The sequence below is a fragment of the Peribacillus sp. 05N428 genome (assembly GCF_056397085.1).
In genome coordinates, this window is the sequence record NZ_JBFTMS010000020.1 from 72,065 (window position 1) to 96,352 (window position 24,288).

General features: G+C 40.5%; 26 protein-coding genes and 1 other annotated feature. Of the genes, 18 read left to right on the plus strand and 8 right to left on the minus strand.

Annotation, left to right across the window (positions count from 1 at the left end; genetic code table 11):
* Positions 1 to 28: 28 nt before the first annotated feature.
* Entirely contained in the window at positions 29 to 1,450 is a 1,422-nt protein-coding gene (locus tag AC1DIV_RS18195; RefSeq protein ID WP_477577066.1) for an amino acid permease, read from the minus strand.
* 88 nt (positions 1,451 to 1,538) lie between these two features.
* Positions 1,539 to 2,816, minus strand: a complete 1,278-nt coding sequence (kynU, locus tag AC1DIV_RS18200) for a kynureninase (RefSeq protein WP_477577068.1) — start codon at positions 2,814 to 2,816, stop codon at positions 1,539 to 1,541.
* A gap of 171 nt (positions 2,817 to 2,987) precedes the next feature.
* On the opposite strand from kynU, the gene AC1DIV_RS18205 reads away from it, so the two are divergent.
* The 6 genes from AC1DIV_RS18205 (at position 2,988) to AC1DIV_RS18230 (ending at position 7,972) form a co-directional block, all read left to right on the plus strand.
* The gene (locus AC1DIV_RS18205; RefSeq protein ID WP_063594548.1) at positions 2,988 to 3,602 is read left to right on the plus strand and encodes a TetR/AcrR family transcriptional regulator; all 615 of its coding nucleotides are present in this window, start codon (positions 2,988 to 2,990) and stop codon (positions 3,600 to 3,602) included.
* Positions 3,603 to 4,389: 787 nt separating this feature from the next.
* Positions 4,390 to 4,737, plus strand: coding sequence for a lmo0954 family membrane protein (locus tag AC1DIV_RS18210; RefSeq protein WP_034309581.1), 348 nt, complete (start codon positions 4,390 to 4,392; stop codon positions 4,735 to 4,737).
* A gap of 19 nt (positions 4,738 to 4,756) precedes the next feature.
* Positions 4,757 to 5,392 carry a PspA/IM30 family protein gene (locus tag AC1DIV_RS18215; protein WP_034309579.1) on the plus strand — a complete coding sequence of 212 codons (636 nt, stop codon included), beginning with the start codon at positions 4,757 to 4,759 and terminating at the stop codon, positions 5,390 to 5,392.
* Positions 5,393 to 5,548: 156 nt separating this feature from the next.
* Positions 5,549 to 6,295: a cell wall-active antibiotics response protein LiaF gene (gene liaF / locus AC1DIV_RS18220; protein WP_034309576.1), complete on the plus strand. Its 747-nt coding sequence runs from the start codon at positions 5,549 to 5,551 to the stop codon at positions 6,293 to 6,295.
* The gene (locus tag AC1DIV_RS18225) at positions 6,292 to 7,338 is read left to right on the plus strand and encodes a sensor histidine kinase (RefSeq protein ID WP_477577070.1); all 1,047 of its coding nucleotides are present in this window, start codon (positions 6,292 to 6,294) and stop codon (positions 7,336 to 7,338) included. Before liaF ends, AC1DIV_RS18225 begins: the two co-directional genes overlap by 4 nt.
* On the plus strand, positions 7,331 to 7,972 hold the full coding sequence (locus AC1DIV_RS18230) for a response regulator (RefSeq protein WP_477577108.1): 642 nt from the start codon (positions 7,331 to 7,333) through the stop codon (positions 7,970 to 7,972). The genes AC1DIV_RS18225 and AC1DIV_RS18230 overlap by 8 nt, the downstream gene beginning before the upstream one ends.
* 486 nt (positions 7,973 to 8,458) lie before the next feature.
* Here the strand turns inward: AC1DIV_RS18230 and AC1DIV_RS18235 are convergent, their stop codons facing one another.
* On the minus strand, positions 8,459 to 9,622 hold the full coding sequence (locus AC1DIV_RS18235) for an MFS transporter (RefSeq protein WP_048679493.1): 1,164 nt from the start codon (positions 9,620 to 9,622) through the stop codon (positions 8,459 to 8,461).
* Positions 9,623 to 9,810: 188 nt separating this feature from the next.
* Here AC1DIV_RS18235 and AC1DIV_RS18240 point away from each other — a divergent pair, with 188 nt between their 5' ends.
* The 4 genes from AC1DIV_RS18240 to AC1DIV_RS18255 all read left to right on the plus strand — a co-directional run bounded on the left by AC1DIV_RS18240 (position 9,811) and on the right by AC1DIV_RS18255 (position 13,565).
* Positions 9,811 to 10,044, plus strand: a complete 234-nt coding sequence (locus tag AC1DIV_RS18240; protein ID WP_063594544.1) for a hypothetical protein — start codon at positions 9,811 to 9,813, stop codon at positions 10,042 to 10,044.
* A 157-nt stretch (positions 10,045 to 10,201) separates the two neighbouring features.
* The gene (locus AC1DIV_RS18245) at positions 10,202 to 10,690 is read left to right on the plus strand and encodes a hypothetical protein (RefSeq protein ID WP_477577071.1); all 489 of its coding nucleotides are present in this window, start codon (positions 10,202 to 10,204) and stop codon (positions 10,688 to 10,690) included.
* Between the two features lie 347 nt (positions 10,691 to 11,037).
* Positions 11,038 to 11,274 (plus strand) — a binding site (T-box leader).
* Between the two features lie 59 nt (positions 11,275 to 11,333).
* Positions 11,334 to 12,683 carry an amino acid permease gene (locus tag AC1DIV_RS18250; RefSeq protein ID WP_477577073.1) on the plus strand — a complete coding sequence of 450 codons (1,350 nt, stop codon included), beginning with the start codon at positions 11,334 to 11,336 and terminating at the stop codon, positions 12,681 to 12,683.
* A 225-nt stretch (positions 12,684 to 12,908) separates the two neighbouring features.
* Positions 12,909 to 13,565, plus strand: a complete 657-nt coding sequence (locus AC1DIV_RS18255; RefSeq protein WP_477577075.1) for a phosphatase PAP2 family protein — start codon at positions 12,909 to 12,911, stop codon at positions 13,563 to 13,565.
* 56 nt (positions 13,566 to 13,621) lie between these two features.
* Here the strand turns inward: AC1DIV_RS18255 and AC1DIV_RS18260 are convergent, their stop codons facing one another.
* The 3 genes from AC1DIV_RS18260 to AC1DIV_RS18270 all read right to left on the minus strand — a co-directional run bounded on the left by AC1DIV_RS18260 (position 13,622) and on the right by AC1DIV_RS18270 (position 16,941).
* The gene (locus AC1DIV_RS18260) at positions 13,622 to 15,010 is read right to left on the minus strand and encodes an L-cystine transporter (RefSeq protein WP_072273439.1); all 1,389 of its coding nucleotides are present in this window, start codon (positions 15,008 to 15,010) and stop codon (positions 13,622 to 13,624) included.
* 231 nt (positions 15,011 to 15,241) lie between these two features.
* Positions 15,242 to 16,378 carry a DUF4179 domain-containing protein gene (locus AC1DIV_RS18265; RefSeq protein WP_477577077.1) on the minus strand — a complete coding sequence of 379 codons (1,137 nt, stop codon included), beginning with the start codon at positions 16,376 to 16,378 and terminating at the stop codon, positions 15,242 to 15,244.
* The gene (locus AC1DIV_RS18270) at positions 16,375 to 16,941 is read right to left on the minus strand and encodes a sigma-70 family RNA polymerase sigma factor (RefSeq protein WP_477577079.1); all 567 of its coding nucleotides are present in this window, start codon (positions 16,939 to 16,941) and stop codon (positions 16,375 to 16,377) included. Before AC1DIV_RS18270 ends, AC1DIV_RS18265 begins: the two co-directional genes overlap by 4 nt.
* A 361-nt stretch (positions 16,942 to 17,302) precedes the next feature.
* Between AC1DIV_RS18270 and AC1DIV_RS18275 the strand changes: the two genes are divergently transcribed.
* From AC1DIV_RS18275 to AC1DIV_RS18290, 4 genes are all read left to right on the plus strand, one after another.
* A complete protein-coding gene (locus AC1DIV_RS18275) occupies positions 17,303 to 17,812 on the plus strand; it encodes a GNAT family N-acetyltransferase (protein ID WP_477577081.1) in 510 nt (169 codons plus the stop codon).
* A gap of 201 nt (positions 17,813 to 18,013) precedes the next feature.
* Positions 18,014 to 18,475 carry a VOC family protein gene (locus AC1DIV_RS18280; protein ID WP_477577083.1) on the plus strand — a complete coding sequence of 154 codons (462 nt, stop codon included), beginning with the start codon at positions 18,014 to 18,016 and terminating at the stop codon, positions 18,473 to 18,475.
* Between the two features lie 75 nt (positions 18,476 to 18,550).
* A complete protein-coding gene (locus tag AC1DIV_RS18285) occupies positions 18,551 to 19,393 on the plus strand; it encodes a pentapeptide repeat-containing protein (protein WP_477577085.1) in 843 nt (280 codons plus the stop codon).
* A gap of 405 nt (positions 19,394 to 19,798) precedes the next feature.
* Positions 19,799 to 20,536 carry a MerR family transcriptional regulator gene (locus AC1DIV_RS18290; protein WP_477577087.1) on the plus strand — a complete coding sequence of 246 codons (738 nt, stop codon included), beginning with the start codon at positions 19,799 to 19,801 and terminating at the stop codon, positions 20,534 to 20,536.
* 84 nt (positions 20,537 to 20,620) lie between these two features.
* Here the strand turns inward: AC1DIV_RS18290 and AC1DIV_RS18295 are convergent, their stop codons facing one another.
* A complete protein-coding gene (locus AC1DIV_RS18295) occupies positions 20,621 to 21,022 on the minus strand; it encodes a hypothetical protein (RefSeq protein ID WP_477577089.1) in 402 nt (133 codons plus the stop codon).
* Between the two features lie 85 nt (positions 21,023 to 21,107).
* Between AC1DIV_RS18295 and AC1DIV_RS18300 the strand changes: the two genes are divergently transcribed.
* Positions 21,108 to 21,530 carry a UPF0715 family protein gene (locus AC1DIV_RS18300; protein ID WP_477577091.1) on the plus strand — a complete coding sequence of 141 codons (423 nt, stop codon included), beginning with the start codon at positions 21,108 to 21,110 and terminating at the stop codon, positions 21,528 to 21,530.
* Positions 21,531 to 21,561: 31 nt separating this feature from the next.
* Here the strand turns inward: AC1DIV_RS18300 and AC1DIV_RS18305 are convergent, their stop codons facing one another.
* Positions 21,562 to 22,242, minus strand: a complete 681-nt coding sequence (locus AC1DIV_RS18305; protein ID WP_202186343.1) for a copper homeostasis protein CutC — start codon at positions 22,240 to 22,242, stop codon at positions 21,562 to 21,564.
* A 218-nt stretch (positions 22,243 to 22,460) separates the two neighbouring features.
* On the opposite strand from AC1DIV_RS18305, the gene AC1DIV_RS18310 reads away from it, so the two are divergent.
* From AC1DIV_RS18310 to AC1DIV_RS18320, 3 genes are all read left to right on the plus strand, one after another.
* Positions 22,461 to 22,727, plus strand: a complete 267-nt coding sequence (locus AC1DIV_RS18310; protein WP_034309540.1) for a transporter suffix domain-containing protein — start codon at positions 22,461 to 22,463, stop codon at positions 22,725 to 22,727.
* 39 nt (positions 22,728 to 22,766) lie between these two features.
* A complete protein-coding gene (locus tag AC1DIV_RS18315; RefSeq protein WP_476109479.1) occupies positions 22,767 to 23,393 on the plus strand; it encodes an NUDIX hydrolase in 627 nt (208 codons plus the stop codon).
* Positions 23,394 to 23,764: 371 nt separating this feature from the next.
* Complete coding sequence (locus AC1DIV_RS18320; RefSeq protein WP_477577092.1) at positions 23,765 to 24,226, plus strand: YjfA family protein; 462 nt, start codon at positions 23,765 to 23,767, stop codon at positions 24,224 to 24,226.
* Positions 24,227 to 24,288 lie beyond the last annotated feature (62 nt).

Sequence of the window (24,288 nt, forward strand, 5' to 3'; positions counted from 1 at the left end):
TTCGCAAAAAACTATTTATTCCGTCATTCTATTCTATCTTCTTTTCCAGAGGTTCTTCCATTACATTATGGTTAATATTTCTTCTTTTTGAAACAAAATAAGCAACAGCTAAAAATAGTAACCAAGGAATCCCGAATTGAAGCATGATTTTGAAATCCGTAAACCATGACGTAATCATCAAGCTGAATAGAAGAACGGCTCCTAGTATCGTTAAATAGGGGAAACCGATCATCCTAACAGGTAATTTGCGTCCGCCGGTTTTCTCCCATTTCACCCTGAAAAACAAATGGGAAATGAAGATCATGAGCCATGTGAACATGGCACCGAACATGGAAATCCCCATCATGAAAGCATAGGATGAACCAGGAAGTAACGCATGAACGCCTGCAGCGATGAAAATCCCCATTGAAGAGACAGCAAGGGCTTTCGTAGGAACACCGCTTTTGTTTAACTTTCCTAAAAAGGTAGGTGCATGTTTTCCGCGTGCCAATGAAAACATCATCCGTGTTGAAGCATAGAGCTGAGCGTTCATGGCAGATATGGCAGCCGTTAGAATAATAAAGTTCATGATCCCGGATGCACCTGGAATGTTCAGGATTTCCATCACTTTTACGAATGGGCTTACCTCGATCCCGGCCGTTTTCCAAGGAACGATCATCAGCATGATGCCGATTGTCAGCACATAGAAAGTGGATAAACGGAACACAGTCGCTTTTAATGCTTTTGGGACGGCTGCATCCGGATCTTTTGCCTCCCCTGATGTAACCGCTATCAATTCAGTTCCAAGAAAGCTGAATAAAGAAATAAATACGGCTATCCACATCCCCTTCAAACCAAATGGGAAAAAACCGCCTTCATTCACGAAGTTTTCCGGTCCTATATGCGGCTGTTCGGATGAACCGAACAGTACATAGGCTCCAAGTAGGATAAAACCAACAATGGCACTTATTTTAATAAAGGAGAACCAATACTCAAATGTCGCGAATGTATTCACGCTGGTAGCATTTACATAAATCAGGACACCTGCAAACAACAAAATCCATACGATTCCCGGCACGGTCGGAAACCAATAATTCATATATACGCTGACTGCACTTACTTCAACCCCAACGGCCAAAACATTGCCAATCCAATAGGAATAGCGGACAAGATAGCCTGCCATTGGACTCATGTACTTTTCCGCAATGGCCCCAAAAGATCCGGAAGTAGGGTGGGCAACCGTCATTTCGGCTAAACAGCCCATCAATAGTAAGACAATGAACGCCCCAAGAGCATAACTGAGCAATACACTTGGCCCTGCCGCTTGAATCGCAAGTCCGCTGCCAAGAAATAGCCCCGTCCCGATGGCACAGCCCATCGCGATCATGGAAAGCTGACTTGTTTTCAGCTCTCGCTTTAATCCTTTTTCTGGCTCATCTTTAAAGTTCAATTGAGTATTGTTTTTCTCCATAGTTCATCTCCTTTTTATCAAAAAGATTTTATCCTGCCCTAATTAATTAACCATTTGAGGGATGAGCCCCATCTGGCGGAACTCCGGGTTATGCGACCACTTCACGCTCATTCTTGTATTTTTCATATTGTTTTTCTGACATGATTTTCTTGAGAATTTGTACAACTTCCCAAACTTCCGCATAAGAAGTATAGAGTGCAACCGGGGCGAGGCGAATGATGTTAGGTGCACGGAAATCTGGAATGACACCGTTCTCTTTCAATGCCTTGCATATCCGTGCAGCTTCTTTATGCTCGAGGCTTACATGACCACCGCGGCGGATGTCTTCTCTGGGAGTTCCAATGAAAAAGCCCATGTCTTCCAATTCGAATTCGACTAAATCCATTAAATATTGATTGACTTTCAGGGATTTTTCACGAATATTTTCAATTCCAGCTTCTATAAAAATGTCCAAAGACCCAATCAAAGGTGCACAACTTAACACATGCGGCGTGCCAATTTGATACGCTCCTGCTGATTCAGCTGGTGTTAAGGTATGTTCCATATCGAATTGTTTATCTTTTTTGGAGCCGAACCATCCAGCCAATCCAGGCATCGTCCCAAAATGTTTTCGATTTACATATAAACCTCCAACACCGCCAGGGCCGCCATTTAAATGTTTATAATTGCACCAATACGCAAAATCCACATCCCATTCGCTGAATGAATGCGGGATGGCACCGATGGAATGACATCCGTCAAATCCGATTACAATTCCTCTTTTATGAGCTTCATCAGTCAATCGTTTCATATCCAGTATTTGACCGCTGCGATACAGGACCGTTGGCAAGATGATCAAAGCGATGTCATCGGTCATTGCTTCGATAATGTCATCTTCTTCAAGAAATCGGCCATCACGGCTTTTCACGCGGATGAGATCGGTTTCCGGATCGTATCCATGTGTACGCAGCTGACTTTGAAGAGCATAAATATCAGTCGGGAAGGTTAATTCATCAGCCAAAATCTTTCTGCGCATTCCTTCAGGCTTATAAAAAGTAGCTACAAGCTGATGCAGATTTACTGTTGTGGAGCCGGTTACAATAACTTCCTCGGGAGAAGCTCCGACCAATTGGGACATCTTCGCGCCCAATTTCTCAGCCATGAAAAACCATGGGTGATTCCCTTGCGTCCATCCATCAATCCCATGCTCTTTCCAATCTTCCAAAGACTCCAGAAGAGTTCGTTCAGCCCTTTTCGAAAGAAGCCCCAATGAGTTTCCATCCATATAGATGGAATCCGGCTTTAAATAAAACTCTTCCCGAAAATCTTTAAGCGTATCATTCTCATCCATTTGTTTAGCGTGATCCAATGTATATTCAGAAACCATAATCATCCTCCTATATTAGTTTTTTTAAATTCTAGGAGAATCGTACCAAAGAATATGACACGGTGTCAATAAGTTAATTCAGAAAATTATAAACATTAAAACTGACATTCCAACAAATGTTTTTTATTTTATGGAAATCCTTTATGCTAGAAGATAAAGGGAGGAATAAGCATGGAGAATGGCAAAGTAGGAGATAAACGGCATTTACGCTCGATCATGACACGACAAAAGCTATTGGAAGCTGCAAAGGAAATATTTCTTGAAGAAGGTTATCAAGCTGCGCTTATTTCCCAAATGATCAAAAGAGCAAACATCGGATACGGGACGGCCTATGTTCATTTTAAAGGGAAAGAGGATCTGTTAATTGTATTAATGGAGAATGTAATGGAGCAATTCTATGAAATTGCCGAGACCTCTTTCTTCCCAAAATCAAAAGACGAAGCAAAACATATCATCAACAGACAAGCTAATGCATTTTTGAAAATGGCAGAAGCTGAACGCAATATGATGCAAGTTTTCGAACAGGCCATTGGCATATCAACCATTATTTCAGATAAATGGAAAGCGATCCGCATGAAGTTCATTCAGCGAATTTCACAGGACGTCGCCTATGCACAGCAAAATGGGCTGGCAAGAACGGAACTAAACCATGAGCTTGTCGCAAGAGGATGGTTTTTCACAAATGAAATGTATCTGTGGGAAATCGTCCGAAACGAACATCAAAGTTCAGTAGAAGAAATCGCTCAAACCATCACCTCAGTTTACGTCGAAGGCTTATATGTATAATGATAATGGCAGCTCACCAATCTTCCGGTTATATACAATCGGAAGATTTTTTTATTTTCAAAACTCACGAGTAAAGCCGCGGAATTCACGAGTAAACTGCCCAAACTCACGAGTAAATAGCGCAAATTCACGAGTAAAGTGCCCAAACTCACGAGTAAATAGCGCAAAGTCACGAGTAAAGTGCCCAAACTCACAAGTAAAGCAGCAGAACTCACGAGTAAAGTGCAAATTCACGAGTAAAGTGCCCAAACTCACGAGTAAATAGCGCAAATTCACGAGTAAAGCGCCCAAACTCACGAGTAAAGTGCAAATTCACGAGTAAACTGCTCAAACTCACGAGTAAATAGCGCAAATTCACGAGTAAAGCGCCCAAACTCACGAGTAAAGTGCAAATTCACGAGTAAAGTGCTCAAACTCACGAGTAAAGCCGCAGAATTCACGAGTAAAGTGCAAATTCACGAGTAAACTGCTCAAACTCACGAGTAAAGCCGTAGAATTCACGAGTAAACTGCTCAAACTCACGAGTAAATAGTGCTAACTCACGAGTAAATAGCGCAAATTTACGAGTAAAACAGCAAAATTCATGAGCATATCACTCAAACCCACGAATATATCACTCAATCTTACAAGTAAGGTGCAAATTCCCGAGTAAACCGCCAAAACACTCTCATTAGCACCGGACTTACAGCGTCTACGCCTTAAGTCTTACTAGAAAATATAGCTAAGGCTCATTATACGAACTTGTAAAAGTAGATAAGATATAAACATAGAAAGGAGGACGAAAACAATGAAGAAATTTGGTTTATTTATTGTAGGACTGATCGCACTTTTCCTGTTGCTGGCGAACGTTGGTCCACTGATCAGCCTGGCGATTTGCTTGGCGATCCTATACTTTGGGTTCAAGCAGTTCATGAAGTCCGAATCGACAGGGGCGAAGATTGCGTGGGGGTCAGTCTCCATTATCGTGCTGATCGTTTCTATTTCCCATATCCCGGCAATATTGGGACTGGTGGCAGCTTATGTTCTTTACCTGGTTTATAAAAAATGGAATGAAAATGATGAAAGTGCATCATCGAAAGAAAGTGACCCATTCTCAAATTTTGAAAGAGAGTGGAAAGAGTTGAATAAGAACTAATAGAAGGGATGTAATGGGAATGGGTAATTTATTTTCAAGAATGAAACAAACGATTTCGGCTGATTTTCACGATCTATTGGATAAAAAGGAGCAAAAAAATCCAATAGGGATGTTAAATCAATATTTGCGTCAATGTGAGCAGGAGACGGAAAAGGTCGGTAAGTTGCTTGAACGTCAATATCTTTTGAAAGAAGAGTTTACACGTGAGTATAATCAAGCGCAAAATCTAGCTGAAAAACGTAAGCATCAGGCTGAGATTGCCAAGCAGTCGGGAGAAACCGATTTGATGGAATTTGCTGTCAAGGAAAGCCTGCACTATGAAGAGCGGGCGCAAAGTTTGAAAGAGGCGCATAAAAGTGCTGAGGTACAGTTGGCTGAGCTGGAACGGAAATATGAAGAAATGAAACATAAGCTGAAGGATATGCATCTAAAGCGGTTGGAACTGATGGGCAGGGAAAATATTGCCCGGGCAAACAACCGGATCAATCGGGTTTTGGACGGAGGCAGTTCCGAAGCCAAACCGGTAGCGATGTTTGAAGAAATGGAGCATTATATCGATCGCATCGAGCACCAGGTCCATACAGATTATAATCGGCATACGATCGATGCCAGGATTGTTCAGCTTGAAAAAGAATTGGAACAGAAAGAAGCGTAAAGTTTTTTTAGGCATCGCTGTCATCCCCTGGCCTTTTGGAAAGGAGGGCGGGGGAAAACAGGCTGTCAGAACGTGATAATTTCATGGTATTCTTAAAAGGCACGGGTTTCTGTGCCTTTTAAGAATATCATGATCATATAAAGGGGAGGCGAACCGATGTTGAACAAGATGAAGACGGACTATATGGGATGGATACTTCTCATCGGAGTCGTCCTGCTTTTTTTAGAGATTTCATTTACGGGTGGGGGTCTCCTTTTTTCCATCGCTTTTTCAATAGGATGTATCTATTTAGGCAGGAAATTCACAAAACGGACAATCGGGAAAATCCTATTTTTTATAGGGCTGATTTCCCTTATCATTACAGTCTTGAATATGTTCGTCTTTAGATTTTTCCTAATGGCGATCCTCATTTATCTTTTGCTTTTATATTATCAGTCCAAAAAAAATCCTGATTGGGTCAGTCCCATTTTAACCAATGATGATTCGGACGAAGAAAAGATCAATAAGGAACGACTGCTGAAAACCGATTATCTATTTAAAAATAAGTTGTTTGGTCATCAACAAACGACCGAACATGTATATGAATGGAATTCCGTGAATGTTCAGGGCGGGGTCGGTGATACGGTTATCGATTTAAGCAAAACGATTTTACCGAAAGGCGATGCTGTCATTTCGATCAGGAATATCATTGGCAATATCACCGTCCTTGTACCGTATGGCATCGAAATCAGGGTCCATCATTCTGTCATTGCGGGCCGGGCGCGGATTTTTGAAAATAAACCTGAGTCCAGGGTCTTTAATCAAATTTATTCCTACCAAACGGAAGGGTTCAATGAAACGGATCACAAGGTTCATATCATCACTTCAATCTTAGTTGGCGATTTAGAGGTGAAGCGGATATGAGCATAATGACACGGCAGATATTGACTGCCCTTGGTGTTGCTTTCGTTCTTTCCCTTGCTTTGCCGGCGATGGTTTTCTTCATCTTTCCTTTATCCGATTGGAGTGTATTGTGGGAGAAAGTGGTCATGGGATTACCCTTCGTCATATTTTTGCCAAGCCTGGTCATGACGGTAGGGCTGATTTATGGAGTCGTTTCGGGGATGTTTTGGAAGAGACAGCTTGAAAGGGTGGATGAAGGTCTGCATTTCCTTGAACAGGGCCGCTTACCCTCGCAACAGGAAACGTATCCAATTCAAGAGATGGCTAAAATGGCGGAACGGATGCACCTGATCCATAAGCAAATCAATGAGCAGACTAAATTATCGCAAAAAATGGCGAATGAAAAGGCCATTGATCAGGAGAAACAGATCCAGGAAATCGTTTCCCAGGAACGAAACCGTTTAGCGCGGGAGCTGCATGATTCGGTGAGCCAGCAATTGTTTGCGGCTTCGATGTTCATGTCGGCCATCACCGAATCACAATCCGATATGGAAAAAACGGAAATGAAACAATTCAAGGTAGTGGAAGAAATGATCCATCAATCCCAGCTTGAGATGAGGGCGCTATTGCTTCACTTGAGGCCTGTTGCATTAAAGGGAAAATCTCTACATGAAGGAATGAAGGAGCTTCTTTTGGAATTGGCCCAAAAAGTGACGATGGATATAAATTGGAAGATGGAGCCTGTCACTCTGGATAAGGGGATTGAGGACCATCTGTTTCGGATTTTACAAGAATCGATTTCCAATACGCTGAGACATGCAAAAGCGAATTCGCTTGAAGTGCTATTGATCGTTCGTGATGGATTGATCATTTTACGAATAACGGATGACGGCATCGGTTTTAACGTCGAGGAGTCGAAAACGGGATCATATGGTCTCCAAAACATGCATGAACGGGCTGTTGAATTAGGCGGGACGATGCAAATTGTAAGTGTTCCGAATAAAGGAACGAAACTTGAAGTGAAAATCCCATTATTAAATGCTGGAGGTGATCATGATGATTAAAGTATTATTTGTCGATGACCATGAAATGGTAAGGATAGGGGTATCGGCTTATTTATCCGCACAGTCGGATATCGAAGTGATCGGGGAAGCGGATAATGGTTTGAAAGCTGTCGAACTGGCAGTGGAATTGCGTCCGGATATCATTTTGATGGATTTGGTGATGCCGGAAATGGACGGCATAGAAGCGACGAAACGAATTATTGAAAAATGGCCAGAAGCAAAGATCATCATTGTGACAAGCTTCCTGGATGATGAAAAAGTGTACCCGGCATTGGAAGCCGGAGCGACGAGCTATATGCTGAAAACATCAAAGGCCAGCGAGATTGCGAAAGCCGTCCGTTCCACTTTCCAGGGTCAAAGCGTACTTGAACCTGAAGTGACGGGAAAAATGATGGAAAAGCTGCGTCGCCCAAAAATCACCCAGCTTCATGATCAATTGACAAACCGTGAAATGGAAATTTTACTGCTGATGACACAAGGGAAAACGAATCAGGAAATTGCCGATGAACTATACATAGCCCTGAAAACCGCCAAAGTGCATGTCAGCAATATATTAAGCAAGCTTGCCGTGCAGGACCGCACGCAAGCAGTGATTTACGCATTTAAGCATTCGCTCGTTCAAGAAGAAGAGTAAAGAGCGTCTATTTACCAATAGAGGAAAGTTTGTTATATTTAGGGAAATATCCCATCCTGTAAAGTTCATTCAAGGTTGCTGATTGCAGCCTTTTTTACGGATTACAGGAAAAAAGTAGGTGAAATGATGTTAAGAGTGATTTTAGAATTATTTCGTATAATCACTATTATTTTCGTTATTGGAATGATAATGGGGCTCATCATTAATTCAATCTATGCGATTTTTGGAATAACCGTAGAGAATACCACGGGCGGATGGATCGTTGGTATGGCAATTTTTCCATTACTTTATGTACTCTATAAAAACCGGCTTCAATTTTCAGGTTTCTATAAAAATGGCAAACAAGTAAAACTCTCAAACAGGACAACTACTATACTGCTTTGCATCTCTGTGTTAATGTTGACGGTTGCCCCCTTATTTCGCTAACGGAATGTAAAAAGAGCATGTTTTAATCAAAACATGCTCTTTTTTATACAGTTTTTTAGATTATACAGCTTCCTCTGCGGTATCGAGCCTCGTTCCGTATATCCGATAAAGAACCAAAGCGAATACCATTCCTATAAAGGAGATGGAGGAAATGAACAAGTAAAGGGTCTTCCCGCCATATGCTCCATATATGGCTCCGCCTATATAAGAAGCAATGATTCCCGAAACCCCGAAGAATAGCAGCGCCAGTACGGTCTGGCCTGTGGCACGCCATTCCACCGGAACGATCCGGTATAGATATTGGATAGCCGCCGAGTAGAAAATCGGGAAAGTCAATAGCTGCATGACCTGCAAATAAGCTAATAGCTGTGGATCGGTAATCCACGCAGAGACGAAATAACGGATAAAGAAAAACGCTGCTGCAAACGAAATGATGATGATTTCCTTACCTTTACGCAGCCACCAAAAGCTTAGGGCGAATACAACGATTTCACTTCCCGCCGCCAAGAACCAGGTCAAGCCTACAAGCTTGGCACTTCCTCCAAGTTCCCGGATATATACTCCAAGGAAGGTATCGTTCATCCTTGCTGGAACAGCACAGATAAAGACCAATAACAGAAAGAGAAGCGTCTCTTTATTACTGAAAAAATGCTTAAGGCTGCTTAAGGTGACAGGTTTCCCTGAAACGGGAGCATCAGGCATCATCCAGCTGACAATGAAGCTGATCAAACCTATTCCTGCAAAAAGGAACGCAAGGCTGTTCGCTCCGAAATATGACATAACATAGCCGGTGATCAGCGATATGACCGCATAACCCAATGCACCATATGTCCGAATGGAGCCGTAGCTGATCCCGGATTTCTCTGCCATCGTAAAATTGAGGCTTTCCGTCAGGGGATCGATCGGCATCAGAAAGAAATATAGCAGCATGGCAAACAGGATGAGCTGAAGATAACTGCTTGAATCATAGAGGAAATAACCGATTACGCTCGAGAAAAAGATGAGTAACAACAGGACTTTTCGTATAGTCCTTGTTTTGTCGCTGATCATTCCCCATAAAGGCTGGGTAATGAGGGTGACAAAACCTCCTGTACCGATGATGAATCCGATTTGGGCTGGACGCAAACCTTGATCAGCCAGATAGACTGGGAGAAACGGTATGAAAATGGCAAGCAGTCCAAAATATAAAAAGTTAAAACTCTTTAATAATCGTATTGCTTTCATAAAAAATATAATACCTCACGTGTTCTATAGAGTGGATTGATTTCAGACCATGTTATTGTATCATTGATGACAGAATTTGAAAAAATAGTTTTAAAATAGATTCGGTTTCGAGGTTAAATCTCACTTTTAAAAAATGGATGTAAATGATAGAATTAACACTTATTGTTAATTAAAGAGGGTGGTAATCCATGGACCAGGACACAAAAGTGATTCAAGAGTTGCAGCAATTGAAGCAAAAAGTCGGTCATCTTGAAGACTTATTGACGCAGCAACAGAATAAAAAGGAAAAAGCAGGACCATTTCGAATCTTCCTGGACGCAGTAGGCTCACTGCTATTTGGATTAATTGTTGTAGGACCGGTTATAGTGATTGTCGTTGGGGTTCTGATGGTGGCTGCATCATGGTTAGGGATGGAATTTTAAACGTTTAGGAGAGTCTGGGCTTTTATGAATATATTGATTTGATTAGGTGACCAGTGGGAATGGATAGGGAAATGCTTTTTTCTATATATTGTAATTTTATTTGCATCGAATGCACGATTTAAGTATTGCATCTTTTCTTAAAAGGGGGATTTTTAAAGTGAAAGTATTGCTACCTTTTGCAATAGCCATGATTGCACTTACAGGGTGTTCTGCAATAGCCGATAACGGAACGAGTGAATTGAAATGGTATAAAACCAAAGAAGAAACGATTAATCATGGCATTAAAGAAGAAAAGATAAAAAAAGAAGACATCATTGGAGAAGTTAGTGAAAACGGAGAAACATTTGTTATTTATAAGAAACAATTTGAAGAAGGCTTGGGAGTAGGGGTATCAAGCATTAGTGAGCAAGAAGGAAAGTTTGCTTGGTATGACCCTGATCAAGATGTTCTTGTTAAAAACGATAAAGTCAAAAAGTATTCTTCCCAGATCAGTTGGGGAACAACAACACAATCAGGAAAGGATTTTACAATTTACACTGGATTAAGTGATGATCAAAGTCCTATCGTTAAAACACAAACTAGTGAAGTAAGCCCTGCGATAGACAAGGAAAGTGGGGTTTATTTCTATATAGCCCCTGCTAAATAAGTCATAAGAACATTGTTGAATTTACGAAACTACTGGTAAATTGAGGGTTTCCATAAAGGGCACTCTTTGTCTTTTGGAAACCTTGCAAATATGCTTCAACCATCATGGGTTCTTCATTTTCATCTTTTAAGACTATCTAACACCTGATTCTGCAGCCGCAGGATGTTCCTTAAGTGCTATTGAATTTGTATATTATTTGTCCGCCAGTATTCTATAATTAGGTCAAGGGCTTTCACGATTTCCCCTATTTTGTTTCTTTGAAAATATTATCCTAAGAAAGTTATTGACAAATTTAACTTGAGTCCGTATAGTATGGGATATTATTAAAAATATTCAGATATAATTTTTGAAACGCAATGAACAGGAGTAGTAAAAGCTCATTATTCGGTGAAGAGAGCTGCGGGTTGGTGCAACGCAGTCCAATGATACTTTGAACTTGCCTGGGAGTGGTAAAGCGAAAGATAGGAATGATTCCATTCTTTTGTTTTAACGAGTAACCTTCGTTACAAGGTTTTTAAAGCAGGGTTCTTTAAAGAGCCAATAAGAGTGGTACCGCGGTAAGCTTAAGGCATATCGTCTCTTTCTTCATTTGATTATGAAGGAAGAGACGATATGCTTTTTTTGATTTTTGGGAGGTAAGGATATGGAAACGGACAAACGGAATTTACAGAGGACAATGACTTCAAGGCATATTACGATGATGGCATTAGGCGGTGCCATCGGGGCAGGTTTATTTAAAGGAAGCAGTTCAGCCATTGATATGGCAGGCCCTTCCGTAATCATTGCGTACTTGATAGGAGGAATCATCCTATTATTCATCATGCAAGGTTTAGCTGAAATGGCGGTCCGCAATAGCGGTGCACGAACATTCAGGGATTTGGTCGAATCGATCTTAGGAAAGTATCCTGCCTATTTCCTCGATTGGATCTATTGGAAAATGTGGGTATTGAATATCGCGGCCGAATCAGTGGTTGCGGCGATTTTCCTTCAATATTGGCTGCCCGGATATCCAATCTGGATACTGGCATTAGCTGTTTCGGTTTTAGTTACTGCGGTTAACTTGCTGTCGGTAAAGGTTTTTGCTGAAACGGAGTACTGGCTTGCTTTAATCAAGATTACGGTCATCATTGTGTTCATCATGGCTGGATTATTGTTGCTGCTCGTTACTTTTGGTGATCATACCGCGGTCGGTTTTTCTAACTTGACCGAACATGGCGGTTTCTTTCCGAATGGATCGACGGGTTTGATCACGGCGATGCTGGTGGTAATCTATTCATATGGCGGTACGGAAATCATCGGGGTCACATTAGCTGAAACGAAAAATCCTGAAAAGGTGGTTCCCAAGGCCGTTCGCAGTACATTGGTCAGGATCATTTCTTTCTATATCATTCCTTTTTTCATCATTGTTAGCTTAATTCCTTGGAACGAAGTAAACGGGGTGAAGGAAAGTCCGTTTGTGATGGTCTTTCAAATGATCGGGATTCCAGGTGCCGACCATATCATGAATGCCGTCGTTCTATTAGCGATCATATCATCGATGAACTCCGGGTTGTATGGTTCATCCCGCGTTCTGTATACACAAGCCGTGGATGGTCGCGTTCCGAAAATCTTTTCCCGTTTATCCAAGAAGAAAGTACCTGTTCCCGCAATATTAATATGTACTTCCGCTTTATATGGCGGTGTATTGATTTCTTTATTTGCTGGAAGCAAGACCTTCGACTTCCTAATGGGTTCGCTTGGATATACCGTATTATTCATCTGGTTGATCATTGCTTTCGCCCATTTGAAATCACGTAAACAACAGTCCGGAAAAACAAGTGCCTATTCGGTAAAATGGTTCCCGTATACGACTTGGGCTGCAATCATCGCTTTAATAACGATCCTGATCGGAATCATTTTCACGACATCCATAGTCGTTACGATCATTACACTTTGCATCTACATCTTCATTTCCTTAACGTATATATGGAAAAAACGCCATAACAAAATCTAGAGATGGCGGAGTGATCACTTTTGCCTTCCCGCATATAAGTTTCATATCGAGCCGTGGTATATGCCATGGCTTTCGTTATGTATTCTTAGTCGGATGAAAAGTAAGAGATATCCATTTTACTAGTTCATGGGAATCATTAACTTTAGCGATTAAGGAGTTAATCCAGTGAAAAATGTAGTATAATAATCTTGAAAAAAACCAATATATTGAAAGCCGGAGCGAGCTATGAAAAACAATTCCATACTATCCTTTCACCCGTTATATTATTTATTACTTTTGATGATTACTAGTTCCATCTATTCAATCATCAATCAATCTTCAGGTCATGCTGTCGATGTTACGACTATAATAGATGGGGAGATTCCCTTTATTAAAGAATTTGCCGTTCCTTATTTACTTTGGTATCCGTATATTTATGGATTGCTGATTTACTATTGCTTCGTTGACCGAAAGCACTATTTCGTCGGATTAGGCAGTTTGATATCGGGGAAACTTCTCTGTTTTCTTGTATATTGCCTTTGGCAAACGACAGTTCCGCGTCCAGAAGTCGTGGGCAACGATATCTTTGCCCAGTTAATGCGGTTCATCTATAGTCACGATCAACCTGTCAACTGCCTTCCCAGCATACATGTACTGACCACATTCATCATGATGATCGTCGCCCATAAGCGGAAAGAAGAGCACAAATGGGAGTATGCCAGTGTCACTGCATTCGGAACACTGATCATCCTCTCCACGCTATTTACGAAACAGCATGCTGTATTGGATGTACTCGCAGGAATCCTCCTTGCATGCGGGGTATATGCAGCTGTCCAGTATATGTTCCATGCGCTACCTAGTTTTCAGACCAAGCATTACGCAGCGAGGCAAATTAAAAAGTGACTATATGTAAAAAAGCATCGAACCTCCCATGACAGGAAGTCCGATGCTTTTTTCTTTTACATTTCAGCTTCAATTTTCAAAGATGATTCTTCGCTGAACTGTTCTTTATCCAGGTCACCCGTTATTTTACTAGTCAGAATACCGGAAGTCATGCTTCCGCTGACATTCACGGCCGTTCTACCCATATCGATCAATGGCTCGACGGAAATCAACAGGCCGGCCAAGGCGATTGGCAGGTTCATTGCAGATAATACAAGGATGGCAGCGAATGTTGCTCCTCCGCCTACACCTGCAACCCCGAAAGAACTAATGGCCACGATGGCAATCAACATGGCGATAAAGGAAGGATCTAGCGGGTTGATCCCAACCGTTGGAGCGATCATGACCGCTAACATGGCCGGATAGATTCCGGCACAGCCGTTCTGACCGATCGACAAGCCGAAGGATCCGGCAAAGTTGGCAATACCTTCGGACACCCCTAGTTGTTTCTGTGTTTGGATGTTCAATGGCAGAGCGCCAGCACTTGTTCTTGAAGTGAAGGCAAACGATAATACTGGGAAAGCTTTTCTCAAATATACGATTGGATTCAATCCTGCAAGCATCAGCAATAGCAAATGGATAAGGAACATGACAATCAGGGCCACATATGAGGCACCTACGAATTTCCCCAATTTCAGGATGGCATCCAAATCACTCGTAGCTACCGTCTTCGTCATGATCGCCAAGATCCCGTAAGGTGTTAAACGCAGGATCAATGTTACTACGCGCATGATGATGCTGTGCAATGTATCTACTATTTTAGCAAAAAATTCAGCATGTTCAGGCTGTTTCCTTTTGACTCCTAAATAGGCAATCCCAAGAAATGCAGCAAAAATTACAACGGAAATGGTTGATGTCGGACGTGCACCCGTTAAATCAAGGAACGGATTGGACGGAATCAATTCAAGAATTTGCTGCGGCATCGTTTTATCCTGAATCGTACCGTATGTTTCCGATATTTGATCCCCGCGGCTTAACTCCGCTTCCCCTTGCTCAATTTGAACGGCTTCCAAATTGAATACAGTTGCCGAGGTGATCCCGACAGCTGCTGCAATCGCAGTCGTTCCAAGCAGGATTCCGATGATCAGGACACTGATCTTTCCAATATTGCTAGTCAGTTTCAATCTTGTGAATGCGGATAAGATGGAAATGAAGACAAGCGGCATGACGATCATTTGCAGGAACTTGACATAGCCGGAACCTACAATGTTAAACCAATCGACCGATTTAACGATCGCCTCTGACTGAGGTTCATAGAAATACTGCAAAAGAAGTCCGAATACAATTCCTAAACCAAGTCCAGTAAAGACCCTTTTTGTAAAGGAAATATGCTTCTTATTCATGTAAAATAAAACGCCTAAAAGAACGAGCATTATGGCAAGATTTAAAAACACATAACCAATCATATATATTCCTCCTAATTCCGATTAACCAAATGAGAATAATAAACATCTGAAGCCTATGATACATCATCCGCTGATTTTTTACCAGAAGAAAATAATTTATTTTTGACTTTTCAAGTAATTCATGTATTTATCTATTCATGGACTGAATAAGAAGTCACAAAAAAGAGATATACATGAACCTTTCTCCACTCTGGGATCTAGGGTTCAGTATACCTCTTGTAGGTAAAATTGTTATTTCTTCAAATCAATCACGATTTCATCCAATACCAACTCTTTTGGAGCACTACTTGGTTTGGTTGGGAAGGATGACACCTTTTCTTCACCATCTTCCGTTATGGTTGCTTCTCCGTGGTTCTCTGAAGTGAAATTACGTAATGTTACATGTGGTGTTGCAATCAGTTTCGTAGCGTTTGGATCGATTTTTTGAAATGTTTTGCTGAAGTTCAAATTATAAGAATCGATACCGCTTCCTCCGTTACCTTGACCAGCATACACATTTCCTAAGTCATCTCTAATGGACAACTCCACATAGGCTTCATCCCATTTGTTTTTGACTGAGTCGGACACTTCTTGATGATAATCAACCACAAAGGACATTGGCGAGATCGATAGTTTTTTGACGGATACTTTTACACCGTGTTGATTCACACTTTTATTGATGACCTTCTCGTTGCTTTCAGTTGCCTTTAGAGAGAAGGAAAAGTCCCAATTTCCTTTTATCTCTTTATCCATGTCGGTAATACCAATGCTGTTTATATCCCAGTCTATATTTACCTTATCTACTTTAAGATCTTCTAAGTTACTAACCGTTAATAAGCCTACATATTTTTTATCAGCTACTTTTGAAATTCCATCCGATCCTCCTTGGGCTTTCATTTCTTTTATATTCGGGCTGGGAATAAAGAATGATCCGTCACCCAAATCTTCTTCGCTTTCTATAATATAAGTGATGGTTACCGTTTTTCCGTCATAAATGGCGTCATTTATCGTGAAAGTAAGGCCATTGCTTTCTTTAGTAAGGCCAATTTCGTTAGAGTAGGCCTTATAATCACTATAAAGACCCTTTCCATTCTTGATATCATCGGAGAGACCTGAGTTTTCATTACTAAAATAGCTGAAAATATCTCCTATCAGAGGAATGCTTTTAGCAGAAGCGGTAAACGAGAGTCCAATCGTTGCGGTGGATAACCCGAATATAATAGAAGCAGCCAGAACATTCTTTTGCCAGCGTTTCATTTTTTTCTTCTTGCTTATTGATTTTTTTAGGGTTCTTTTGACTTTAGCTTTTTCTAGGTCGCTGACTTCCATTTCCTTAAATTCAGTTTCGTCTATGTCTATATCATTTAATAATTCATAAATATCCTTCATACGACACTGCCTCCTAACTTAAGATTCGTAGCTTTTTGACTTAGCTTCTTTTTTCCCCTATAAATTCGATTATCTATTGATGCTTTGGTCAACCCGAGTTTTATCGAGATATCCTCATTTTTTAAACCAAGAAAGTACTTCATGATAAAAATATCCCGATCTACAGGTTCTAAAAGGTCAATTAACTGAAGCAGTTCTTTTCTGTCTTCCAGTATAATCAGTTCGTCTTCTGCAGATTTTTCTGGATCTACTTCTGTGTAACCTGATGTAAGCTCCATTTTCTTCATGGCTTTTCGGTAATAATCAATCGCTTTAAACTTAGCGATCGCACAAATCCATTTTCTGAAATCAGTAGTATCCCCATGGAACTTTATTGAATTGTTCCAGATTGAAAGAAAAATATCATTGATGCATTCTTCCATGACACCGTCGTTCCTAAGAGGAGAGAGAACCTTATATGTGACCCCCTTGATTAGTGGCAAATAGGTATCCACTATGAACTCCAATGCGTCTTCTTCTTGGCGTTGCAACCGCTCGATAAAATTTTTATCAGTAGACTTCATGACATGATTCCCCTTGTTTTTTTGTAAAAGCTTTTACACTTAATACAACGTGTGTAAAAAGATTTATTCTCAATAATTTTGGATTTTTATCAAAAGTAGTAGGTATGATTGGTCCATTCACACTTGGAATTATATGGTATTGAGGGTATCAAATTTTGTCAATATGCGACAGTGTTATCGATATAAACGGTTTGTTTGTACCATCGAATGATTAAAAATAGAAGGTACTGGATGCTGCCTAAAAACTGTTGAATGAAAGAATATTCTATATTTATTTATCAGGAAGGATTAGCCCTTTGTTTTCTTGAATGATAGATTAGGCCGCATATGCTTAGCGTTTTTTTGAAAGGGTGGAAGAATGATGGATATATACATTGACAGGCTTAATGAACGGGATGCACAAGCGTTATTTACATTTGAATGCAATAATAGAAAGTTTTTCGAGCAAACGGTCCCAGGCCGTGGTGATGATTATTATAGCTTTGGAACGTTTGGGATCAGGCATAAGGAATTATTAAAAGAACAAGAAGAGGCCATCTCCTCTTTTTATTTGATTAAGGATGGTTCAGGCATAATCGTCGGCAGGATTAATCTTGTGGATATCGACCCCATCAAGGGTACGGCTCATATCGGTTATAGAATCGGTGAAGCGTTTACGCAAAAAGGGATTGCAAATGAAGCTTTAAAGCTTTTGATGAAGCTGGCGCCGGATTTGAATGTGACGCAAATACATGCCAAAACGACAAGTGACAGTATCGCCTCCCAAAAGGTTTTGGTGAAAAACGGTTTTGAACGGATTTCGATTAATGAGGAAATTAGTGCGGATTCGGGTCAAAAGCTAACATTCTTCCATTATAGTAGGAACCTTTAAATCCATTTTCTTCTATATAATAGAACGCATTCAATTTTTTTAATTGTGAAAAGAGGGGAGGTAGCGGCTGTCACAGAAAGGACCTTCCCTGTAAACTAACCGAGGATATTGATGGTCGCAAAGGACTTAAGAGTAAATAATTGCGAGATATTTTCCCGGCAAAAGAGTTCCTTTACTTAAAAGAAGAAAGGAGAATCCAATATGATAGAAGGTTTATATGAAGCCCATTTACCAGTCAAGAACCTGGACATCTCTATGGATTTTTATAAGAAAATAGGCTTGAAACTAGCATGGAGGGATGAAGATACTGCCTTCTTTTGGATTGAGGAAAACAAAAGCTGGGTCGGCTTATGGGAAGGGAAGGAATATAAAACTCCATACCACCCTTCACTAAGGCATATCGCCTTTCGGGTATCCTATGAAAATATGAAAAATGCATTAAATTGGCTCCAATCTCTAAAAATAGAAGTCGTCCCTTTTGGAAAAAGGACATCGATTGAACCTTTTGTGCGTCCGAACCAAGGAAACGCTTCCGTCTACTTCAATGATCCTGATGGAAATAGTCTGGAACTTATGTGTTCGATAAAAGTCCCTGATGCATATAAGCATATGACCGAAAAACTTTCACTTGAAGAATGGGAAGAACTAAAGTCCATCTTATAGTAGAAAACAAAAAAATCTACTAGTATGAAAAGATTGGTTTTATAGAACCAATTTTTAATAGAAGGAAGTGTAAGAATGCGATTAACGAATAACGATAGTATCCATAATCAATTACGTGCAGACTGTGAGAATTGTTTTGGTTTGTGCTGTGTAGCCCTGCCATATGCAAAGTCTGCTGATTTTGCATTTGATAAAGATGGAGGTACACCATGTTCAAACCTTCAATCCGATTATCGTTGCGGCATCCATGAAAACCTCAGAGCAAAAGGGTATAAAGGCTGCACGGTATATGAATGCTTCGGTGCCGGTCAAAAGGTATCCCAGCTCACCTATGATGGAAACGATTGGAGGGACAACCCAGCATCAGCAAAGGAAATGTTCGAAGTTTTTCCAATTATGCAACAACTCCATGAAATGCTTTGCTACTTAAATGAAGCACTGAATTTAGAAGATGCGCAACCTCTTCACCGAGAACTGCATGGCGCTTTTGAAGACACGGAATATCTCACTAAACAAAGTCCAAAGTCTATCATGGACCTGAATGTACCAGCTCATAGAACGGTCGTTAACGATTTACTCCTGCGCACAAGTGAAATGGTACGTGCAAAGGTTTCATTTAAGAAAAATAAGAAAAAGCCGAACAAAATAGGCAGGGGAAGTGACCTGATCGGTGCAAAATTGAGAGGTGCTGACCTTAGGGGAGCGAACTTAAGAGGGGCTTTGCTTATTGCATCCGACCTCAGGGAAGCCGACATGAGAGTGACGGACCTGATCGGTGCAGACTTTAGGGACGCCGATTTAAGCGGTGCCGATCTCACTGGTAGTTTCTTCATCACACAAGCACAGATTAACTCGGCTAAAGGCGACACGAAGACAAAATTACCGCACTCATTAAGCATTCCCGATCATTGGAGGTAGAAGGATGTTTAATTCATGAGTAAAGCCCAAACTCACGAGTAAAAGCGCGAAACTCACGAGTAAAGCCGAAACTCACGAGTAAAAGTGCCAAACTTACGAGTAAAAGCGTGAAACTCATGAGTAAAAGCGTAAAACTCACGAGTAAAAGCGCCAAACTCGCGAGTAAAAGCGTAAAACTCACGAGTAATGGGAAATTTACTACATAGTGCATGAACATCAATAGCGGACAAGTAAATTGGATTTGACTTTAATCCGAAGCTTTTACAAAGAGAGAACTCTACCAACAGCGATTCTTCATTAGGAAGGATCGTCTTTTATATTTGGGCGGGAAATGTTCATTTTTCCTTTGACTCTGACGTTGCGTGATACCTTAATGTAAATGATATCGAAAGGAGGTAAGAAGCAGTGGCAATGAAAGTGAAGGAGCTAGCCGATTTGGTTGGCATTAGTGTGCGGACACTGCATTATTATGATGAAATCGGGTTATTATCGCCGGAGGAAATAACCGATGCAGGTTATCGGCTTTATTCGAATGATAATCTTGAGATGTTGCAGCAAATCCTGTTTTTCAGGGAACTTGGCATGCCATTAAAGGAAATAAAACAAATGGTAAACAGCTCTTCGTTTGATAAACAAGATGCGTTAAAGCAACATCAAAAAATGTTACTGGAGAAACGCAGTCAGCTCGATAAATTAATTAAGACGGTCGAAAAATCGATCAAGCATATGAAAGGGGAAATTCAGATGACGAATAAAGAGAAATTTGAAGGATTTGACTTCAGTCAGAATCCATATGAAGAAGAGGCTCGCAAGCTTTGGGGGTATAAAGCTGTCGATGAGTCGAAGGCTAAAGTGGCGGGCATGTCCAAAGATGCACAGAAAGTTGTATCGGAGATCTATTTAAAACTTGCGGCAATCCGAGATGCTTCGCCTAAGTCGGAGGAGGCACAAGAGGCCATTAAAGAATGGTATGATTGTTTGAACAATAACTTCGGCACATACTCGCTGGATGCTTTCAAAGGGTTGGGTCAAATGTACGTGGACGATCAACGCTTCACCAAAAATATCGATCAATACGGTGAAGGATTGGCAAAATTCATGTGTGATGCGATGGGGCATTTTGCTGATGCTAACAAAAATTAAATCTCAAGATTAAGAAATTTCAAAATAAGAAGGTTGCTCCGGCAACCTTCTTATTGGAGCTGGATATCAGGTAATAGCCAACCCCTATGGTCTATACCCGTATGAAAAATTGAATATGAATATGAAAAGTAAAAAAACGGCCAAAGATGGAATGAAACTAATTAGTACCCATCCCTTCGCTTCCTTACTTTTCACACTTGTGAACCATTTAAAATAAATGAACAGGAGAATGATTAAAAAGGACCATGAATAATAACCAGTCATCATGTCAACCCAGGCTGAATTTTTATCCCAGTAGGCGTCAGGCACAGGAGTGATATTTTCATACCGTTCATCAATTTTATTTTTTGTGGTAATGAAGATATAGGAAATGACAGAGTAATAAACGACAATGGCGGCTTTCACCAACCAGGGTATGAAACTATTGGAAAGGACGATTAAAAAGATGATGGCCAGAAACACGAATAACTCGATATATAGCTCCAAAAATAAAAACACCTCCATTTTATATAGTATAATGATTATGTAAAAATTCCCATTATATTATGGTAGACTGCGAGGTACTGGTTAAATGGAACTTTGGAAAATCAGTCAAAAGGTTTCGGAGCTAAGCGATGTGATTCCTTATTATTTTTTTAGTCTAGCTTCTTCCTGTCTGTCGCTTTCCACGGTGTTGGTTGTATTCAGCCTGGGTACCTGGGGAGTGATTGGCATTATCGTGATTTCTTCTTATGTCGTTATCCCTTATTTATTATTTGCTGTTCCGGTACAGGTCCTTTTCAATAAACATCCTAAAAAATTCAGTTTAAACTATTTTTGCCTTTATATTTTTTTCTCTTTGCCGGCCGTATTCATTTATAGTTCGGTGCTTAATTTTGACTTCAGCATGGATATTTTAACTACAAAGAATTTCTATGCAATCAGCCTTTTAGCGGCACTGTTTTTTTGGTTTTGGGATTCGGTCTTTTTACAAAAAAAAAGCTCTGCATCATAAAAAGGGACCGGTTAAATGGTCCCTTTCAACATTACTTCTTTAGCAAGTTTACGATTTCTTTAGCTTTTTCTAATGTAACTCCTTCGATGATACTGTTGTTTTTTCGAACAGCCGTACCGAAATGATAGTGACCGGTATGCAGTTCGGAATGGATAGAAAGGATATTATCCTTATTCAATCCGCTTCCAACCAGTATGGCTATGTCGCCGCAGACTCTTTTCATTTGTTGAATCGTTTTCATGCGGCTAGGGAAATCCCCATGCCCGCCTGAGGTCAATATCGTTGTGATTTCTGGATATTGTGCTAGCATTTCAGCTGAAATGACAGGGTCGTGTGTATCATCGATGGCTCGGTGGAATGTAATCTCCAAACCTTCACATACGGTCAATAGTTCTTCGAGGTATGGCCGATTGATTTCATTTTTTTCATTTAATGCACCTAATACGACCCCGTTCGCTCCCAGTGATCGAATGATTTGGATATCTTTTTTCATGATTTCCAAATCCTTTTGCGTATAGCAAAAAGACTGGCTGTGAGGCCTTACCATCACGTTGACTGGTATCTTCACTGAATTGACGACAGCTTCTATCAAGGCGTGGCTTGGAGTTAATCCACCCTCGGCTAAAGAACTGACAAGCTCGATTCGGTCTGCGCCCGATTCTTCGATTATTAGGGCATCTTCTATCGTTGTGGCAATGAATTCAATGTACATTGGATTTTCCTTTCCTGCATGCAAGTGTTATATGAATATTAAATCCATTAAAAATCGTAAAGTCAATTCATTAATAGTTTTCCTCAAATGGAATATCTTTATTTCTCAAATTTATGAAACGAAATGAACATTCAAACGTATAAAAAAAGAATACATTCAATGGTATATTTGTTCGGCGGGGTAATTAAATGAAAATCATCATGACGGAGGTTATTTAATTGGATAAAGAAAGTAAGGAAATAAAGAAATCGAGATTTTACAAAGTAGGGATGGGGTTCCTTATCATTTCCCTTCTCACTTGGATCATTCCTGTCGCAGCTCCTTTTACGCCATTTTCGACTGCGGTTAAGGCTGGGGTCATAACAGGTGCTATTGTCTTTGCGGAAGTGATGTTTTGGGCAGGCGCACTTTTGGTCGGGAAAGAAGTGGCCGCTAAATATAAAGGCTATTTAAACCCGAAAAATTGGAGAAAAGAAAAAGGCTGAAGCTGTTTTTTATAAAAAAGGGCTGGGAGTGAAGCTCCAATGGAAACTGAGTTGTTGAAAGTTTTCGATTCCAATCGCATTCAAACCGGCGTGGCTTCGCGAGAGGAAGTACATAGATTGGGACATTGGCATGAGGTTTTCCATTGCTGGTTCGCAAGTTCGGAAGCGGGCGTGGATTACCTATATCTTCAGCATCGTTGTGCGATGAAAAAAGATTATCCGAATCTATGGGATATTACGGCTGCCGGCCATTTATTGGCTCATGAAACGGTATACGACGGAGTAAGGGAGATTAAAGAAGAGCTAGGCATTGACGTTTCCTTTGACGAGTTGGTTCCATTAGGGATTATTGAATACCATCAAACGAAAGAAGGTTTCATCGATAAAGAACTGGCAAACGTCTTTCTATATGAACGTACACATGGCTTCGATGATTTCACCCTGCAGCCAGAAGAGGTTTCCGGGATGGTGAAGGTAGTGCTGACTGACTTCGAAGAGCTTTGGACAGAAGCGAAGGACAAAGTGAATATTAAGGGATTTGAAATGAATCACGAAGGCCGCAGGATGATGATCGATCGATTTGTAGGACGGAGTGAGTTCGTTCCGCATGATCGTTCCTATTATAATAGCATCATTAAATTAATCAGAGAAAACCTCGCTAAATGAAAATAAAGCCCTGACAAAACGATTCGTGTTTTGTCGGGGCTTTTCTTTTTTCTTGAAAAAACATTAAGTATATCGACCTGTATCTTTCCTGATCAACGTCAGTCTATTGGCTCGTTTTGTTCCAGCTTGATACGCATAAGTTCTTAGTTGTTACCTTATTTGTCCTGAATGGCTCATAGGGATAATGACTTTGTCTCTGTGATGATTCAGCTGATAAAGCGAGACACACCAGATTGTAATGATGATGCCAGGCTGCAACGTAAGGGCGGGGATGTAGTATTACATGAACTAGGGAATTTATCACTTGTAAGAATATTACAAAATTGTAAGATGAACAGTGTATAAATTTTGTTAAGGGGATGAGTGAAATAATGAAAAAAATGGTTTTATGCATTTCATTTTTTGTAGCTTCTTTAGTCCTTTTTGGCTCCCTTGATTCTTTTGCGAGCAAAGCTTCAGCAGAAACACACACCTATGATGGAAAAAGTCCTTACTATAATGGTTGTGCGAATAGCGCTGTCACGAAGAAGTCGGTGAAAATTTATGCCAATGGCGGTTCTGCCAATTTGGAGTTGAAATTCAGTACTGTCTGTAAAACCGCCTGGGCGAAGATCACTCTAAGCAGACCGGCTAAAGAAGATGGTGAGGCAACGGCATTGGTTGTCCGCAATACTGATAATAAACAATTCAGCTGTGCATCTCCTGGAGGAAATGGTGAAATAAATAAAGGTCAAACGTCATGCTATACACCGATGGTATATGATTTAGATCCGCGAAAAGCAAAAGCGGTAGCCTTTTGGCCATATACCGCAGGTGAAACCGACTGGTATTAATGAAAAAAGAAAAACCTTCATCTATATATTTGCAAAGAAAGGATGAATGAATTGAATAAAAA